13 protein-coding genes are annotated in these 15,550 nt (G+C 70.0%); 6 read left to right on the plus strand and 7 right to left on the minus strand.

Annotated elements, in window-relative coordinates; all coding sequences use genetic code 11:
• Positions 1-9: 9 nt before the first annotated feature.
• Both CUR96_RS14710 and CUR96_RS14715 read right to left on the minus strand, forming a co-directional pair.
• Positions 10-1,599, minus strand: a complete 1,590-nt coding sequence (locus CUR96_RS14710) for an FAD-dependent oxidoreductase (RefSeq protein WP_102194123.1) — start codon at positions 1,597-1,599, stop codon at positions 10-12.
• Positions 1,600-1,604: 5 nt separating this feature from the next.
• Positions 1,605-2,642, minus strand: coding sequence for a LacI family DNA-binding transcriptional regulator (locus CUR96_RS14715; protein ID WP_102194090.1), 1,038 nt, complete (start codon positions 2,640-2,642; stop codon positions 1,605-1,607).
• 142 nt (positions 2,643-2,784) lie between these two features.
• Between CUR96_RS14715 and CUR96_RS14720 the strand changes: the two genes are divergently transcribed.
• Positions 2,785-5,394 (plus strand): hypothetical protein, encoded by a 2,610-nt coding sequence (locus CUR96_RS14720; protein WP_180969056.1) that lies wholly within the window; start codon positions 2,785-2,787, stop codon positions 5,392-5,394.
• Positions 5,395-5,492: 98 nt separating this feature from the next.
• Here CUR96_RS14720 and CUR96_RS14725 read toward each other — a convergent pair whose 3' ends face one another.
• Positions 5,493-6,401, minus strand: a complete 909-nt coding sequence (locus CUR96_RS14725; protein ID WP_102194091.1) for an amidohydrolase family protein — start codon at positions 6,399-6,401, stop codon at positions 5,493-5,495.
• 47 nt (positions 6,402-6,448) lie between these two features.
• Here CUR96_RS14725 and CUR96_RS14730 point away from each other — a divergent pair, with 47 nt between their 5' ends.
• From CUR96_RS14730 to CUR96_RS14750, 5 genes are read left to right on the plus strand one after another with little or no spacing between them, the layout of a single operon-like run.
• The gene (locus tag CUR96_RS14730; RefSeq protein ID WP_102194092.1) at positions 6,449-7,126 is read left to right on the plus strand and encodes a FadR/GntR family transcriptional regulator; all 678 of its coding nucleotides are present in this window, start codon (positions 6,449-6,451) and stop codon (positions 7,124-7,126) included.
• A gap of 38 nt (positions 7,127-7,164) precedes the next feature.
• Positions 7,165-8,127, plus strand: a complete 963-nt coding sequence (locus CUR96_RS14735) for a ribokinase (protein WP_102194093.1) — start codon at positions 7,165-7,167, stop codon at positions 8,125-8,127.
• A 10-nt stretch (positions 8,128-8,137) separates the two neighbouring features.
• The gene (locus tag CUR96_RS14740) at positions 8,138-9,196 is read left to right on the plus strand and encodes a PLP-dependent cysteine synthase family protein (RefSeq protein WP_102194094.1); all 1,059 of its coding nucleotides are present in this window, start codon (positions 8,138-8,140) and stop codon (positions 9,194-9,196) included.
• A 23-nt stretch (positions 9,197-9,219) separates the two neighbouring features.
• Positions 9,220-9,729 (plus strand): glycine cleavage system protein R, encoded by a 510-nt coding sequence (locus CUR96_RS14745; RefSeq protein WP_102194124.1) that lies wholly within the window; start codon positions 9,220-9,222, stop codon positions 9,727-9,729.
• Positions 9,730-9,742: 13 nt separating this feature from the next.
• The gene (locus tag CUR96_RS14750) at positions 9,743-10,726 is read left to right on the plus strand and encodes a Gfo/Idh/MocA family protein (protein WP_102194095.1); all 984 of its coding nucleotides are present in this window, start codon (positions 9,743-9,745) and stop codon (positions 10,724-10,726) included.
• Here CUR96_RS14750 and CUR96_RS14755 read toward each other — a convergent pair.
• From CUR96_RS14755 to CUR96_RS14770, 4 genes are all read right to left on the minus strand, one after another.
• Complete coding sequence (locus CUR96_RS14755; RefSeq protein WP_146008164.1) at positions 10,711-11,229, minus strand: hypothetical protein; 519 nt, start codon at positions 11,227-11,229, stop codon at positions 10,711-10,713. The two genes, CUR96_RS14750 and CUR96_RS14755, sit on opposite strands and share 16 nt — an antisense overlap.
• 64 nt (positions 11,230-11,293) lie before the next feature.
• Positions 11,294-12,958 (minus strand): LuxR family transcriptional regulator, encoded by a 1,665-nt coding sequence (locus CUR96_RS14760; RefSeq protein WP_102194097.1) that lies wholly within the window; start codon positions 12,956-12,958, stop codon positions 11,294-11,296.
• Between the two features lie 27 nt (positions 12,959-12,985).
• Positions 12,986-13,999: an aldo/keto reductase family protein gene (locus CUR96_RS14765; RefSeq protein ID WP_102194098.1), complete on the minus strand. Its 1,014-nt coding sequence runs from the start codon at positions 13,997-13,999 to the stop codon at positions 12,986-12,988.
• A gap of 65 nt (positions 14,000-14,064) precedes the next feature.
• Positions 14,065-15,549: a PLP-dependent aminotransferase family protein gene (locus tag CUR96_RS14770; protein ID WP_102194099.1), complete on the minus strand. Its 1,485-nt coding sequence runs from the start codon at positions 15,547-15,549 to the stop codon at positions 14,065-14,067.
• Position 15,550 lies beyond the last annotated feature (1 nt).

The raw sequence follows: 15,550 nt of genomic DNA on the forward strand, positions 1-15,550 counted from the left end.
TTCTCTTCTCTAGTAGCCGATGATCTCGGGCCAGTGGATCTCGATGCCCGCCTCGACGAGGCGAGTCTGGAAAGCGACGACGAGTGCCGGGTCGGCGACGACGTCGCCGGGCTCCAGCGCCTCGTCGAGGCAGAAGGCCGCCAGCTCGCCGGCCGACTCGCCGACGTTCCACTCCACGGGGTGCAGGCGGTAGGCGCCGTTCGTGATGTGCGTGGTGCCGATGTTCTTCGCCGCGGGGAGCAGATTCCGCATGCGGACCGGCACGAGCGCACCGAGCGGGATCTCGAACGGAGCGCACTCGACGTCGATGTAGTTGTCGCCTCCTGTGGAGGGATGCAAGTCGATGCGGTACATCCCGACCCCGACCGAGTCCTCGAATGTCGCAGGGCCGCCATGTCCGCGCACCGCCACCGAGATGTCCTGCTCAAGTACGGTTCGCCTGGCCCTGATCCGGCGGGATTCGCGGATGTAAGGCGCCTGCGCGAAGCCGTCGTCCGTGCCCGCGACATCGGGCCGCAGTCTCAGGCCGGGGAACCCGAAACCGCCCTCGGGCCGCGGGGCCTCCGTCTGCAGCCAGTAGACGTACGAGCGCGCGAGCTCCTTGGCCGCGTCCAGGTGCGTCGCCGCATCCGCGGTGTCGATCACCGATCCGTCGAGGTAGTCGAGCATCGGCCAGTTCGCGATCACGACGTCGCTGTCCAGGAACCCGGGGAGGAAGTTCTCCCTGGCGAGGATGCGCCGGAACTCCCACAGATCGAGATCCCCCGCGTCGGTGCGCTGGTCGGGCGCTCCCCGATCGCGAAGGGGCGGATTGACGTGCATGGTCCGCGTCATCGGCTCGAGCGTGCGCGGGTTCGGGGCGGTGAAGGACAGCAGCGGGGCACCCCAGAACTCGGGCTGCGCCGCGCGAAATCGGTCGTACTGGGCGGGGCGGTCGATGGTGTGATCGGCGCCCTCCTCGTGATCGAAGGCGAAGCACCAGGTGATCGACTGCACGTTCTGGGGGTCGGCCGCCTCGGCGGCGTTCGGCTCGCCGGTCTCCGCCCGCGATTCGGCGCCGACGACGTACTCGGTGCCGGTCAGCGGAAGGAGGTCCCCCGTCTCGGTGGCGTCGAGCACGAAGGATGCCGAGATCTCGTGCGTGCTCCCGGCGTGCTCGACGGTGACGGTGGTGACGAGGTCCGCGTCGACGGATGCCGAGACGGGGACTGCCGGCTGCAGCACGGTGAGCCGCCCGCTCGCGCGGAAGGGCGCGAGCATCGACTCGAGCACCGCCACCGCGACACGCGGCTCGTGGCACAGCCGGCTGACGCGACCGAGCCCCGGGTTGAGTTCACGCGCCGATCGGGCGCTCTCGGTGAGCGGATAGTTCTGCCGGTAGTACTCGCGGATGCCGTCTCGCAGCGCCCGATACGAGGCCGTGATGCCGAACTGCTCCACCCAGTACGACTCGTCCGGGGGGACGATCTGCGATGTGAGCTGTCCGCCGAGCCACACGTACTGCTCGGTGAGCACCACGCGCCGTCCGCGCCGCAGCACCGCGAGCGCGGCGGCGATGCCGCCCAGCCCGCCACCGACGATGAGGACGTCGGTGTGCATGCGCGTCACCGGCGCACCTCGACGAGAGTGGCGCCGTCGACGAGCTCCCCGATCAGCAGCACCTGCTTCTGGAGGTCGTCCCGGTCGGACGGGTCGGTGAGGATGATGTCCTGCAGCAGCGACAGCGCGCGCGAGGCCACGGCCTCGCGGCGCAGGTCGAAGCCGCTGAGCGGCGCCGTTCCGATGAAGTGTCCGGCGACGTCGGCGAGGGCGACGTAGCTGAAGTGGGCCGCCGGCGCGGCATCCCGGACCGCTGCGGCTGCCGCCTCGGCGAGGAACGAGTCCTCCGTGATCACGGCGGTGACATCGGCGTCGAGGACGCGGCGGGCGATCGCGGTGCGGTCGAGTCCGCTGACGTCGATCGACGTCACGGCCAGGCGCAGGCCCGACGCCGCCTGGGCGATCCCGGACCGGCGGTCGGCTGCCGCCGGCGCGATGGTTCCATGGTGCAGGTAGACCGCTCGCTCGTGGCCCAGCTCGTCCAGGCGCCGGATGATCCTGCCGGTGAGGGAGAGGTAGTCGAGCCCCACGTAGGGGACGTCCGGCTCATCACGGCGGCCGACGGCGACGAACGGGAAGCCCTCCGCGACGAGGCGTGCGAGTTCGGCGCCGTTCATCTGCTGACCGAGGAGGAGGCAGCCGTCGGCCAGGCGGAACCGGGTGTTCTTGTGGAAGAGGCTGCGTGAGCCGTCGACCAGGGGCGAGGCCGTGAAGAAGAGCAGATCGCAGCTCAGCCGCTCGGCCGCGCGCTCGATGCCGTTGAGGAGGGGTCCGTAGAAGTCCATGCTCTCCGCGGAGAGGGCAGGCTCATAGGTGAAGATCCCGAGGATCTTGTTGTCGAGGCCGGCGAGCCGACGGGCCGCAGGATCGGCGACATAGGTGGTCTGCTCGATCGCGCGCAGCACGCGCGCCCTCGTCGCCTCAGGGATGCGGACGTTCGAATAGTCCCTGTCGTTCAGCACCATCGACACCGTCGCCTGGCTCACCCCGGCGATCTTCGCGATCTCCCGCTGAGTGACTCGCCCGCTCTTGTTCGTCGTCATCGACCTCTCCTGATAGTTCGGATTATCAGAACCCGAGGATGACGATAACAGACTCGAGGGAATCCTTGTCAAACTCTTGTGCAGAACTCGCCATTCGGTGCATAGTGCTCTGATAATCCCTATCATCATTGGAAGGACGAAGATGTCCACTGATCCTCTGCACCTCACTCTGTCGCGCCGCCATTTCCTGGGCGCGGGCCTCCTCGCGGGAGCGCTCGTCGCGCTGCCGCCCAGTACCGTCTCGGCCAGCGCGGCCGGGACCGACGTCATCCTGACCGCGACCGGCATCCGCGTCGTCGCCTCGGTCGGCGGGCGCATCGCCGTCCACGACGGCGCCGGCACCCTGCTGATGGCCGGGTCCCGATTCCAGACCAAGGACACCGTCCACGGCATCCTGACCTCCACGGGCGGCACGCCCTCGCTGGTGACCGTCGGCGGCGAACAGGTCATCCAAATGGACTACGTCATGCCCGCCACGTCCGGCGGAGCCGCCGTCTCGGCGACCATCCGCGTGCAGACCGCCCAGATGCACATCGAATGGACGGTCTCCGGCACGACCACGCTGAATCCCGCGGGGTTCATGTTCAGCAGGTCGATCAGCGCCCCTGTGGCAGCCGACGAGTACGTCCCGACGTCGGAGTGGGTCCGCGACGGCGCCGGCGGAATCCCCTACGAAGTTCCGACCGGGGTGGTCTACCGTTCGTCGTGGGCGTCGGGGCACGGACTGCTGCTCCTGGATTCCTCGCGCAAGGCATGGACGACGGCGTCCTGGGTGCATGCGCCCGGCCGACAGGTGGACGCGACGACGGCGGTGACGCGCGCCAGCCTGATCCTCACGGATGCCCGGCCGGTCTCCGGCGCGGCGATCGGCCGCGGAGACGGCATCGGCATCGAGTTGTCCACCGACCGGCCGTACAACGTGTGGGACTCCGCCGGCGATGTCACGGCCACCGTGACGGTCACGAATGCGCACGCCGCGGACGAGATCTTCTCACTCGAGTGGTGGGCGCGCGACGACCTCGGTGCGATCGTGGCATCCGGCACCGGATCACTCACCGTGCCATCACTCTCCTCCTCCGACGCGACCCTGACGATTCCGCTCCAGGCCGAGGGGATGGTGCTCCTCGAGGCGAACGCGACCACAGCCTCCGACAGCGCCTTCGCCCGGACGACGCTCGCCGCGCTCGCGCCCCACTCCTACGCCGCAGGATCCGACAGCATGTTCGGGATCGCGAACTACCCCTGGCTGCTGCACGCCGGCGAGCAGGCCACTCTGGACCTGTGGCAGAAGGTCGGCATCCAGTGGGTGCGGATCGCCTACGACAGCGGGCCGGGGCTGCCGCCGGCCTCGTATGACGCCCGGGGGATGGATCACAACCTCGAGCTGCAGCCGGACATGACGGCGACGGATGCCGCACTGGTCACCTGGGCCGGATCCAGCACGGCCACCGCCGTTGCAGCCGGCGCAACCTGGTTCGAGGTGGGCAACGAGCTCAACCGCCCGTTCAACACCGGAGACGCGGCACCCGCATACGTCGAGCGGGTGCTCAAGCCCGTGCATGCCGCCAGGGCCGCGCAGGGCGCGACGTTCAAGATCATGAACAACGGCCTCGCAGGCATGGACCGGCCGTGGACCGAGGCCTTCCATGCCGCGGGCGGCTGGGATCTCGTCGACGGCATCGCATTCCACCCCGGACGCGGCAATTTCACGCCGGACTTCATCCCCGACGGGGACGGTGGCGGATGGAGCACCGGCGCCACCGGCACCTACTGGAACTTCCTCGGCGGACTGCGCCAGATGAAGACCCTGATGGCGGAGTACGGCGAGAAGGAGATCTGGCTCACCGAGGCCTATGCCTGCACCAGACCCAACGCTTGGTGGAACGACACGTATCGGCACGCGGCCGAGAACGTGCTGTTGTCCCTCGCCCTCGCCAAGGCAGAGGGCGTGCGCGCCGTCTGCTGGTACCAGTTCTTCGACTCGTACACGATCAGCCCGATGGGTGCCGATCCCGAGGACACCGAGTACCACTTCGGACTGGTCAACCGCGACCTCGGCCCGAAGCCGTCCCTGCTGGCCTATGCGACCGCCGCGCGGGCACTCGATCAGGCGGAGTTCATCCGCTGGGTGCACCTCGACGACGGCTCGACGCACGGCCTGCACTTCAGCACGCCCGACGGCCCGCTCACGGTGCTGTGGAACCGTGCGGACGGGTATCTGCTGAACACCGCGGGCACCCGAACGGACTGGCGCTTCCCTGCGCCCGAGATGTGGGAGGACGGCTGGGCCACGAAGACGGACGTTCTCCTTCCGGCAGACGGCGGCGTCACCGAGGTCGACTCCTTCGGCCGGTCACGGCAGCTCGCCGCGTCGAACGGCCAGGTACAGCTCACGCTCGACGGCGCTCCGCGGATCTATCGCGGCCTGCTGCTCGACGGCATCGATGCCGGGCCGGTGGCGACGTCGGGCGCGGTGTCCGTCCAAGCGAAGCGGGCCGACGGCAGAGCGGCCCTCGTCGTGACGGTGCAGGGTGCGGCCGACCGCGATATGGACGTGCGGATCGCGACGACGTTCGGATCGGAGCGAATCGAACGCCTCGCCCCCGGGGAGATCCAGACGCGTACCTTCGTCGCCGAGGCCCTGACGATTCCGGCGGGGACGGCGACCATCCGCACGCACGCGCTCGGCTCAGGGCAACCCGAGACGCACACGATCGATTACGACGCGTTCGACGCCCGCCCGATCGGCTGAGGCGCGCGACGGACGCGGGCACCCTTCCGGTCGCGAAATGTCCCGGTATCCGCGAGGAATACCGGGACATTTCGCGACGGGAGCAGTGCTGGAGAGGTCTAGCTGCGGTCGAGGCGGTAGAACTCGGCCGCGTTCGCCCGCATGACGGCGTCGACAGGGAGGCCGCGGGCGGTGGCCCAATCGGCCACCGCGTGCGCCCAGCGCGCACGCCCGTTCGGCTGGTAGGCGTCCGAGCCGTCAGCGGGTGCGTACTCGTCTCCGGCCTCGGCGGGGCCGATGACCGAGACCGGCCAGTCGCTGCCCCACATCAGCCGGTCAGGGCCGAAGGCGGCGAGCGCGGCGTCGAGGAAGGGCTCGATCTGCGCCGCATCCCAGTCACCGCCGGCCTCGGCCGGAAGCCCCGAGAGCTTGCAGTGGACATTCGGATGCTGCGCCAGGGCCGTCAGGTCCGACACCCACCGCGCCGACGGCCGCAGGGGTGCGGACGCGGTCCCCACCGCGGGTTTGCCGAGGTGATCGAGCACGATCCGCAGTCCGGGCACGGCAGCGGCGAGCGCGGTGACATCGGGCACCTGTGAGAAGCGGACGCAGGCGTCGAACGTCCAATCGCGGGCTGCGAGGGCGCGGGCTCCTTCGATGAACGCGGGTGTCGCGGCGAGACCGTCGCGCTCCCCCTGCAGGAGGTGCCGCACGCCGACGACCAGCCCGAACGCGGCGAGAGCCGCGAGATGCGCACGCGTCGCCTCTCCCCGGTCGAGCTGCGCACCGGCGACGATGCCCTTCAGGCCGATCTCGTCCGCCAGTCCGGTGACCCAGCGCACCTCGTCGAGGAACTGCTCTTCGATGCATCCGGCCTGAACGAAGACGGCGCCCGACTCGGTGACACCGGGGATCCGGGCGAGCTGAAGTTCGAGAGCCTCGAACTCGAAGGCGAGCGGCCCTTCCAGCCAGGGGTAGTCCAGAAGGTCGGGTCTCCAGAGGTGCAGGTGTGAATCGAGGGAGCGCATGGGTCCATCCTGCCCCAGACATCCGATGAATGTGCGAGGATGACGCCATGGCTGTGACTGACGAGGCGATCGAGAAGATCAAAGCGATGATCGTGTCCGGAGAGATCGGCCCCGGCGACCGGCTCCCCCCGGAGAAGGAACTGTCGGAGCGCCTGGGCCTGTCCCGGAACTCCATGCGCGAAGCCGTGAAGGCGCTCGAGGTTATCCGCGTGCTCGATGTGCGCCGGGGCGACGGCACCTATGTGACGAGCCTCGAGCCGCACCTGCTCCTCGAAGCCATCTCGTTCGTCGTCGACATGCACGACGACGACTCGATGCTGGAGATCTTCGCCGTGCGGCGGATGCTGGAGTCGCAGGCCACCGGTCTCGCAGCCACCCTCGGCAGCAACGAGGACATCGCCGAGCTCGAGCGGGAGATCGACGAGATCGACGCCTCGGTCACGGTCGAGGAACTCGTGGAGCACGACATCCGGTTCCATCGGGACATCGTGCGGATGGCCGGCAACGCCTACCTCACCAGCCTCATCGATCACCTGAGCAGCCAGACCGTGCGCGCCCGCGTCTGGCGCGGCCTCACCGAGGGGGGCGCGGTCGAGCGCACGCTCTCCGAGCACCGGGCCATCGCCGATGCGATCGCGCAGCACGATCCGGCTCTCGCGACCTCCCTGGCGACCGCGCACATCGCCGGCGTCGAGCGCTGGCTGCGTCAGGCGACGTCCGCCTGACCCGGCCCCTGTCATCGCATTCGGCTAGTGTTCTCGCCATGACCACCGCATCCCCCGCCGACCGCACCGGTGTCGTCATCGTCGGGAGCGTCAGCGCCGATGTCACGACGTTCTCCCGGCGGCTCCCCGCCCCCGGCGAGACCATTCTGGGCGATGAGTTCACGCTGATGCTCGGCGGCAAAGGGGCCAACCAGGCGGTCGCATCCGGCCGTTCCGGCGCCAGGACCAGCTTCGTCGGATGCGTCGGCGACGACCTCTTCCACGACCTCGTCGTCACCGGACTCAGCGAGGCCGGCGTCGACCTCACGCATCTGCGCACGGTCCCCGGCCCCACCGGGATCGCGCACATCCGCGTCGACGCCTCGGCGCAGAACGACATCGTCGTGGTACCGCTCGCCAACGCCGCGCTCAGCGCGGAGCAGATCGACACCGCGCTCGAGGCCCTCGCACCGACCACCTCGGTGCTGCTCACCCAGCTCGAGACGCCGTCGTCGCTCACGGCGCACATCACCGCGCGCGGCCGGGAACTCGGGATGATCGTGATCCTCGATCCCGCGCCCGCCGCCGTCCTCCCCGCCGAGGTGTGGCGGAGCATCGACATCGTCACCCCGAACGAGACGGAGGCCTCGGTCCTCAGCGGCATCGAGGTGACGGATGCCGCGACCGCCGAACAGGCCGGACGCTGGTTCCTCGCGCAGGGCGTCGGGGCAGCCGTCGTCACCCTCGCGGGACAGGGCTCGTGCATCGTGACCGCCGACGGAGCATCCGTCGTCCCCCCGTTCCCGGTCGAGCCGGTCGACACGACCGCCGCCGGCGACACCTACGCCGGTTACCTCGGAGCTGCCCTCGCGGCGGGCCGCCCGCTGACGGATGCGGTGCGCCTGGCGACCGCGGCCGGAGCGATCACCGTGACGAGGCAGGGCGCCTCTCCGAGCATCCCGCACCGCGCCGAGGTGGACGCGTTCCTCTCCGCCCGCACCCCGGTCGAGGCGCCCCGATAGGGTCGACTCTGTGACCACCTGGACCAGCACCGCCATCGCCCTGCTGGAGGCGGACGCCAACCGCAGCGCCGACACGCATCTGCACCTGTTCCCGCTGCCCGCGGACTGGGGCATCGACCTGTACCTGAAGGACGAGTCGGTGCATCCGACCGGCTCCCTCAAGCACCGCCTGGCGCGCTCGCTCATCCTGTACGGCCTCGTCAACGGCCGCATCCACGAGGACAGCACGCTGGTGGAGTCGTCGAGCGGGTCGACGGCCGTCTCCGAGGCGTACTTCGCGCGGATGCTGGGACTGCCGTTCGTCACCGTCGTGCCGCGATCGACCAGCCAGGAGAAGATCGACCTCATCGAGTTCTACGGCGGACGCTGTCACTTCGTGGACCGGGCGGAGGACATGTCCCCCACGGCGCAGCAGCTCGCCTCGGACTGCCGCGGCCACTATCTCGACCAGTTCACCTACGCCGAGCGCGCCACCGATTGGCGCGGCAACAACAACATCGCCGAGAGCGTGTTCAGCCAGCTCGCACAGGAGCGGCATCCGATCCCCCGCTGGATCGTCGTCGGCGCCGGCACCGGCGGTACGAGCGCGACGTTCGGCCGCTACGTGAAGTACCGGCGTCACGAGACGCAGGTCGCGGTGGTCGACCCGGAGGGCTCGGCGTTCTACGACAGCTGGGCAGGTACGGCGGATGCTCCGGCCGGCCGGCCGAGCCGCATCGAGGGGATCGGGCGCCCGCGGGTCGAGCTCTCATTCGTGCCGAGCGTGATCGACGAGATGATCCGCGTGCCCGACGCAGGTTCCATCGCCGCCATCCGGCTGCTCAAGGAGCGCACTTTGCACTGGGCCGGCGGCTCGACCGGCACCAACCTGCACGGGGCGTTCCAGCTGATCGCGCGGATGCGCGCCGCCGGCGAGACCGGCAGCGTCGTCACCCTCATCTGCGACAGCGGCACACGCTACGCCGGCACCTACTACTCCGACGAGTGGGTCGCCGAGCAGGGCTGGGACCTCGCCCCGCACCGCGCACGGCTCGAGCACTTCCTCGAGACCGGCGACTGGGTCGAGTGACGCGCACGGCTACGCTGTCGAGCATGACCACTCTGATCCTCACCGTCGCGGGCGCCGACCGCCCCGGCCTCGTGGCGGCTGTCGCCGATGTCGTCGACGCACACGGCGGCAACTGGGAGAACAGCCAGCTCGCCGAGCTCGCCGGAACGTTCGCGGGCGTGATCGAGGTCTCGGTCGCGGCCGATCGGGCCGTCGAACTGGAGACCGCACTGCACGAGCTCGAGGGGCTGCTGACCGTCGCGGTGCGCGCCGGAGCGGATGCCGCCTCCGGCGATCCGCAGCAACGGCTGACGATCCAGGTGCTCGGCAACGACCGGCCGGGCATCGTCCGCGAGGTGTCGGCGGCGCTCAGCGCCCACGATCTCAGCATCGAGGACCTGACCACCACGACACGCGACGCGGCGATGGCCGGAGGACGCCTGTTCGAGGCGACCGTGATCGCGAAGGTGCCCGCATCCGTCGACCTCGAAGCGGTGCGCTCCGACCTCGAGCGCCTGGCCGCCGAGATCCAGGTCGACGTCACCCTCGCCTGAATCGCCACCTCTGATGACTCGCACTGTCGGACTCATCGGCGTCGGCGGAATGGCCGACGTGCACCTGCCCGCCTGGCTCGACCTCGGCTTCGAGGTGTCGCTGTACTCGCGCTCCTCCGACGCGGCGCCTCTGATCGAACGCCACGGCGGCGGCCGCATCGCTTCATCGCTCGAGGAGCTGTTCGCGACTGCCGACATCGTCGACATCTGCACGCCGACACACACGCACCATCCGCTCGCGTTACGAGCCCTCGATCACCGCCTCCCCACGATCTGCGAGAAGCCACTGGCCCGCACGCTGGGCGAGGCCGAAGACCTCGTCGACCGCTTCGAGGCCGCCGGCGTGCCGCTGTTCCCCGCGCATGTGGTCCGCTATTTCTCCGAGTACGCCGAGCTGCACCGCTCGGTCGCGAACGGCGACCTCGGCGACATCGAAGCCCAGCGGTACGCCCGGCAGGGGCGGAGTCCGCAGAGCGGCTGGTACGGCGACGCGTCACGCTCCGGCGGCGTTCTTCTCGACCTCATGATCCATGACCTCGACATCGCCCGCTGGATCGGCGGCGAGGTGACCACCGTCTACGGCAGCACGCGATCCGCCGGCGGCAGTCAGACCACGCACGCACTCCTCACGCATGCGTCGGGCACGGTCTCGCAGATCAGCGCCACCTGGACGACGGCGCCGATCGGGTTCCGCACCGCTTTTGACGTCGTCGGCTCTCGGGCCATGATCTCCGTCGACTCCGCGACCCGGCACCCCGCCGTCTCGGCCGAGAGTCGCGATGCCGAGACCATCTCCCTCCCGGAGTTCGATGCGATGACGAGCCCGTATCGCGCCGAACTCGCAGACTTCGTCCGCTCCCTCGACACCGGGCTCTCCCCGCGGGTGACGGCGCGCGATGCGCTCGAGGCGATGCGGATCGCCGATGCCGTTGCCCGCTCCGCTGCTTCCGGCGCCGCCGTCACGATCGCGCGGGGCGAGACCTATTCGACGGCATAGGTGATGCAGTAGATGCCCAGCACCACCTGATCCCCCTCGTACCTCTCCCCGTCGAACGTGACGCCCTCCGGGAACGCCGTGATCTTGACGAGGCCCTCCTGCCCGTCGAGGTCGCTGTCGAAAACGCTGAGAGCGGTCGTGTAGCGTCCGTCTCCGGCATCCTCCCAGTTGCCGGCCGTCTGGTCGGTGGGGACGCCGTCGACGAACTTCAGCAGCTCGAACGTGGGGTTCAGCCCCGACCCGATCGACGTGGTGAAGGCGATCTCGCTGCCGTCGCCGTACACCGCGTGGTCCGGGATCGGCTCGGTGACCAGACCGCTGCTGAACGGCTTGAGGTCTTCGTCGAGGTCGCCGGCGCAGGCCCCAGTCGCCGCGCCGCCGCCCCCGTCGCCCTCAGTCGCGCTCGACGCACTCCCGCCGTCCTCCGCGGGTGGCGCCGACTGAGTGCATCCGGTCAGCAGCAGCACCAGTGCCAGCGCGCCGATGCTCTTCGAATGCCTCATGTCACCGATGATCGCACCGCGGCGGCGGTCGACGTGAGTAGGGAAACCTCGCGCCAGCCGCTGCTCAGGCCTCGACCTCGGCCACCGGAGCATCGATGATCATCCGCGCGATGCCCGTGCGGGAGGTCAACCCGCATCGACGCAGGATCTCGCTCACGTTCTTCTCGACCGTCTTCACGCTGACGCCGAGACGACGCGCGATCTCGGCGTTGCCGAGTCCGGTGGCGACGAGCTCTGCAGTCGTCTGCTGGCGGGGGGTGAGCGCCGGAACAGGGAAGACCGGGTCGCCGAGGTGACCCAGGGTCGACGCCGGGATACCGCTGCGCGAGGTGATGGCGAGCGCCGCGAGGATGCGTGAGACGTGCCCTTCGATCGTCCGCTCCGAGAGGAACAGCGTCGACGCGATCACCCTGTTGCTCGCGCCACCGGCGACGAGGGTGGCGACCTCGCGCTCGCGCGCGCTGAGGGCACTCCACCCCGATCCCGGTGCGGGGCGCGGGCGATGGCCCAGTTGCCGGAGCTGACGCAGCGCCTGGCGCTCGACGCCCCGGTCGCCGGCGGCACCCGGTCCCCGCAGCGACGACAGGTTCTCGTGAACCGCCTCCTCCGCCTGGCCGAGTGCGGCGAGCGCCCGGGCGCGCAGCATCCGCACGTGGGCGGCATCGCGATAGCGCCCGGCGAGATCGGCGCGTGCCGCGGCGATGGCCGCGCGCTCCGCCGCCTCGGTCATCCGGCCGCGCGCGACGTCGATGCGCGCGAACGCCTGCTCGACGAGCACGTGCGCCCCGGGGTGCACGGTGAGCGGAAGCAGCCCGGCGGCGACGCGCTCGGCGGATTCGATATCGCCGCGCTCGATCGCCGCCGCGATGAGGATGTCGGCGGACATCGCGCGATCCGCGACCTGCAGGAACGGGAAGGCAGGGCCACCGGCCGCGATCAGGATCGCCTCGGCCTTGCCCAGCTGCCCGATACCGGCGCGGGCGTACGCGATGAAGGCGAACACCGCCGCCTCGATGTAGTCCCGGGGTGGGCGCGTGCGATCGATGAGATCGTGTTCGACCCTGTCGAGCTGTCCGGCTTCTGCTCCTCCGAGCGCCGCGGCGAAGGCGGCCGCAGAGGCGATGGCCCGCACCCAGACCTCGTCGCCCTGGTCACGGGCGAGTGTCGCGGCCGCTTCGAGGTGAGGCGCGGCTCTCAAGGCGTCGCCTCGGAACATCAGCAGCCGAGCGGGCTGCAGCAGGAGAGCCGGGAAGGCGGAGACGCCGTCGTCGACGCCGATCACGGCGTCGACCGGGCCGAGCACCTCGGCCGCTTCGTCGAAGCGCCCGGTCGCGAAGGCCGCCTCGACGAGAGCGAATCGGGCGAGCGGAAGGATGCTCGGTGCGAACGAGGCCAGCACGCCCCGCCGTGCCCACAGCTCCGGGAAGCCGTCATCGGCGGTCGGATCCTCCCAGACCACGCCCGCCGAAGCGAGGACGCGGAAGGACAGAGCGAAATGCAGCACCTCGGCGTCACCGGCGTCGAGCGCGGTGAGCCGCGCCCGCTCGGTGGTGATGACAGCCCGCTCGAATTCACCGGCGACGAACTCGGCGGCGCCGAGGAGGGCGAGAGCGAGAGCCGGATCGACGCTCGCCGTGCCGTCCCCGGCGCCCAGCGCCGCGACGAGCGCGACGTCTCCGCGGGACGCGGCGGCAGTCAGCTGCCAGCACGTCTTCGCGTCGATCGGCATCCTCGCCCTCTCCCCCTCGGGGTCGTCTCAGACCAGGCGCGCCTTGGGCGACACCGTGTAGGTGTCTTCCGCGTCGCGGTTCACCGCATCGCCGAGGGCGGCGTCGATCGCCGTCATCGTGCCCGAATCGAGCGTCACACCGGAGGCCTTCACCGTGTCGGCGAGCTGCTCGGGGCGCGATGCTCCGACCAGGGCCGCGGCGATGTTCGGGTTCTGCAGCACCCACGCGATCGCGAGCTGCGGCATGGTGAGTCCGGCCTCTTCCGCGATCGGCTTCAGCCGCTGCACAGCGGTGAGGATCTCGTCACGCAGGAAGCCCTTGATGAAGTCGGCGCCCGAGTGCGGGTCGGTCGCTCGGGATCCCTCCGGGACCGGCTGCCCCGGCAGGTACTTGCCGCTCAGCACGCCCTGCGCCATCGGCGACCAGACGATCTGCGAGATGCCCAGTTCCTCGGATGCCGGGACGACCTTGCCCTCGATCACCCGGTGCAGCATGGAGTACTGCGGCTGGTTCGAGATGAGCTGCACGCCGAGCTGCTTCGCCAGTGCATGACCCTCCCGCAGCTGCTCCGCCGTCCACTCCGAGACGCCGATGTACAGCGCCTTGCCCTGACGCACGATGTCGGCGAACGCCTGGAACGTCTCCTCCAGCGGGGTCTCGTAGTCGAAGCGGTGCGCCTGGTACAGGTCGACGTAGTCGGTTCCGAGACGCTTCAGCGAGCCGTTGATCGACTCGAGGATGTGCTTGCGGCTCAGTCCGGTGTCGTTCGGCCCCTTCGGACCGGTCGGGAAGTAGACCTTCGTGAAGATCTCCAGTCCCTCGCGCCGCTGACCGGACAGCGCCTTGCCGAGCACGACCTCCGCAGCCGTGTTGGCGTACGTGTCGGCGGTGTCGAAGGTGGTGATGCCGGCATCGAGAGCCGCGTGGACGGTCTTGAGGGCGGCATCGTCCCCGACCTGTGAGGCGTGCGTGACCCAGTTGCCGAAGGTGATCTCAGAGACCTTGAGACCGCTGTTGCCGAGATAGCGATAGTTGACCATGGTCCAACGCTACCGGCCGATGACCACGCGGAGGGCGAAAATCCGTGACCGGTCCCAGCCTCGGGTCAGAGAGTTGCCCGGTACTCCCGCCACGCCGCACCGAGTCGCCGGACTCCCTCAGTCAGCACCTCGTCCGGGGCCGTGAACGGGATGCGGATGCGGTCGTCCGGAGAGGCGGATGCCGCGAACGCGGCGCTGCCGGCGACCGAGACGCCGTGCATCGCGGCGACCCTGGCGAGCGCCTCTGCCGAGCCGATCGGAAGCGCCGCCCACAGCGACAGACCGCCGCGCGGGGCCAGGTGGGTCCAGTCCGGCAGCTCTTCGGCCATCAGGCTCAGCAGCATCCGGAGTCGTTCGTGGTGGACGCGGCTGTTCTGGCGGCGCAGATCATCGGCACGGGCGACGAGGTCGAGCGCGAGCAGCTGACCGGGAACGCTCGTGGACTGGTCGGCGAGCTGACGCGCGCCGCGGAGCCGCCGGACGAGCACGGGGTCGGCACGCAGCCAGCCGATCCGCAGACCGGCCCACGCCCACTTCGACACCGACTCGACCACGATGATCGGCGCATCCGGTCGCTCTGCGGCGAGCGACGGCGGCACGACCCCGTCGAACGAGATCCCGGCGAGCACCCGATCCTCGATCACCGGAACGCCGTACTGCGCCGCGAGCTGGGCGACCCGGTGACGGGCGGACGCGGGCAGACGCGTGCCGGTCGGGTTCTGGTGATGCGAGTTGATCGCGATCAGCACCGGGCGGAGTCGCGCCATCGCCACCTCGAGCGCATCGACATCGAGGCCGTCGTCGCCCATCGGCACCCCGTGCACCGTGCCGCCGCGCAATCCGACGGAGTCGGTCACTCCCGGCCACGTGACCTCCTCGGCGAGCACGACGTCGCCCGGACCGACGAGGAGGTTCACGACGAGGCTGATCGCCTGCTGCGCTCCGTGCGTCACCAGGATCTGCTCCGGCGTCGTCGGAGTGCCCTCGGCCCGGTACATGTCGGCGATCAGCTCGCGCAGCATGGGGAGCCCCGCGGGGTCGGCCTCCGGGAGGAGGGCAAGGTCGAGCCGCGGCTGATGCGCACGGATCAACTCGACCGCGAGCTCGGGGATCTGCGGCACGGTGCGCAGCAGATCGATCGTGTTGGGGAGTGCCGAGAACAGGGCTTCGCCTCGACCCGGGCGCTGCCCTGGTGCAACCGGTGCGGCGACGCCCGCGATCCGCGTTCCGCTGCCCTGTCGCCTCTCGACGAGTCCGCGCTCGGCGAGGTCGGCGTACGCTGCGACCACCGTGCCGCGCGAAACCGAACTCACCGCCGCGAGCGCCCGCTCCGCGGGCAGCCGGTCACCCGGTCGCAGTTCTCCGCTCGCGATCAGGGCGGCGATGCCTCGGCGGAGCCGTGCGGCGAGGGTGCCTTCGCCGTGCGTCCAGCGACCGAGGCGGGCGGCGAGGCGATCCGACGAGACCTCCCCCGCGCGTACCAGAGGCGGTGCATCTCCGACCGATTGATGGTCCACTGGCCGGGTATTGGCCCTGTCGTCGATGCTCATG

Origin of the sequence: Microbacterium aurantiacum (genome assembly GCF_002872075.1) — a bacterium.
GTDB classification, from domain to species: Bacteria; Actinomycetota; Actinomycetes; order Actinomycetales; family Microbacteriaceae; genus Microbacterium; species Microbacterium aurantiacum_A.

What these genes read in the sequence shown, in the direction of transcription:
- CUR96_RS14710 (WP_102194123.1), bottom strand. Translation starts at nt 1,599, where the DNA reads ATGCACACCGACGTCCTCATCGTCGGTGGCGGGCTGGGCGGCATCGCC.
- CUR96_RS14715 (WP_102194090.1), bottom strand. Translation starts at nt 2,642, where the DNA reads ATGACGACGAACAAGAGCGGGCGAGTCACTCAGCGGGAGATCGCGAAG.
- CUR96_RS14720 (WP_180969056.1), top strand. Translation starts at nt 2,785, where the DNA reads ATGTCCACTGATCCTCTGCACCTCACTCTGTCGCGCCGCCATTTCCTG.
- CUR96_RS14725 (WP_102194091.1), bottom strand. Translation starts at nt 6,401, where the DNA reads ATGCGCTCCCTCGATTCACACCTGCACCTCTGGAGACCCGACCTTCTG.
- CUR96_RS14730 (WP_102194092.1), top strand. Translation starts at nt 6,449, where the DNA reads ATGGCTGTGACTGACGAGGCGATCGAGAAGATCAAAGCGATGATCGTG.
- CUR96_RS14735 (WP_102194093.1), top strand. Translation starts at nt 7,165, where the DNA reads ATGACCACCGCATCCCCCGCCGACCGCACCGGTGTCGTCATCGTCGGG.
- CUR96_RS14745 (WP_102194124.1), top strand. Translation starts at nt 9,220, where the DNA reads ATGACCACTCTGATCCTCACCGTCGCGGGCGCCGACCGCCCCGGCCTC.
- CUR96_RS14750 (WP_102194095.1), top strand. Translation starts at nt 9,743, where the DNA reads ATGACTCGCACTGTCGGACTCATCGGCGTCGGCGGAATGGCCGACGTG.
- CUR96_RS14755 (WP_146008164.1), bottom strand. Translation starts at nt 11,229, where the DNA reads ATGAGGCATTCGAAGAGCATCGGCGCGCTGGCACTGGTGCTGCTGCTG.
- CUR96_RS14760 (WP_102194097.1), bottom strand. Translation starts at nt 12,958, where the DNA reads ATGCCGATCGACGCGAAGACGTGCTGGCAGCTGACTGCCGCCGCGTCC.
- CUR96_RS14765 (WP_102194098.1), bottom strand. Translation starts at nt 13,999, where the DNA reads ATGGTCAACTATCGCTATCTCGGCAACAGCGGTCTCAAGGTCTCTGAG.
- CUR96_RS14770 (WP_102194099.1), bottom strand. Translation starts at nt 15,549, where the DNA reads ATGAGCATCGACGACAGGGCCAATACCCGGCCAGTGGACCATCAATCG.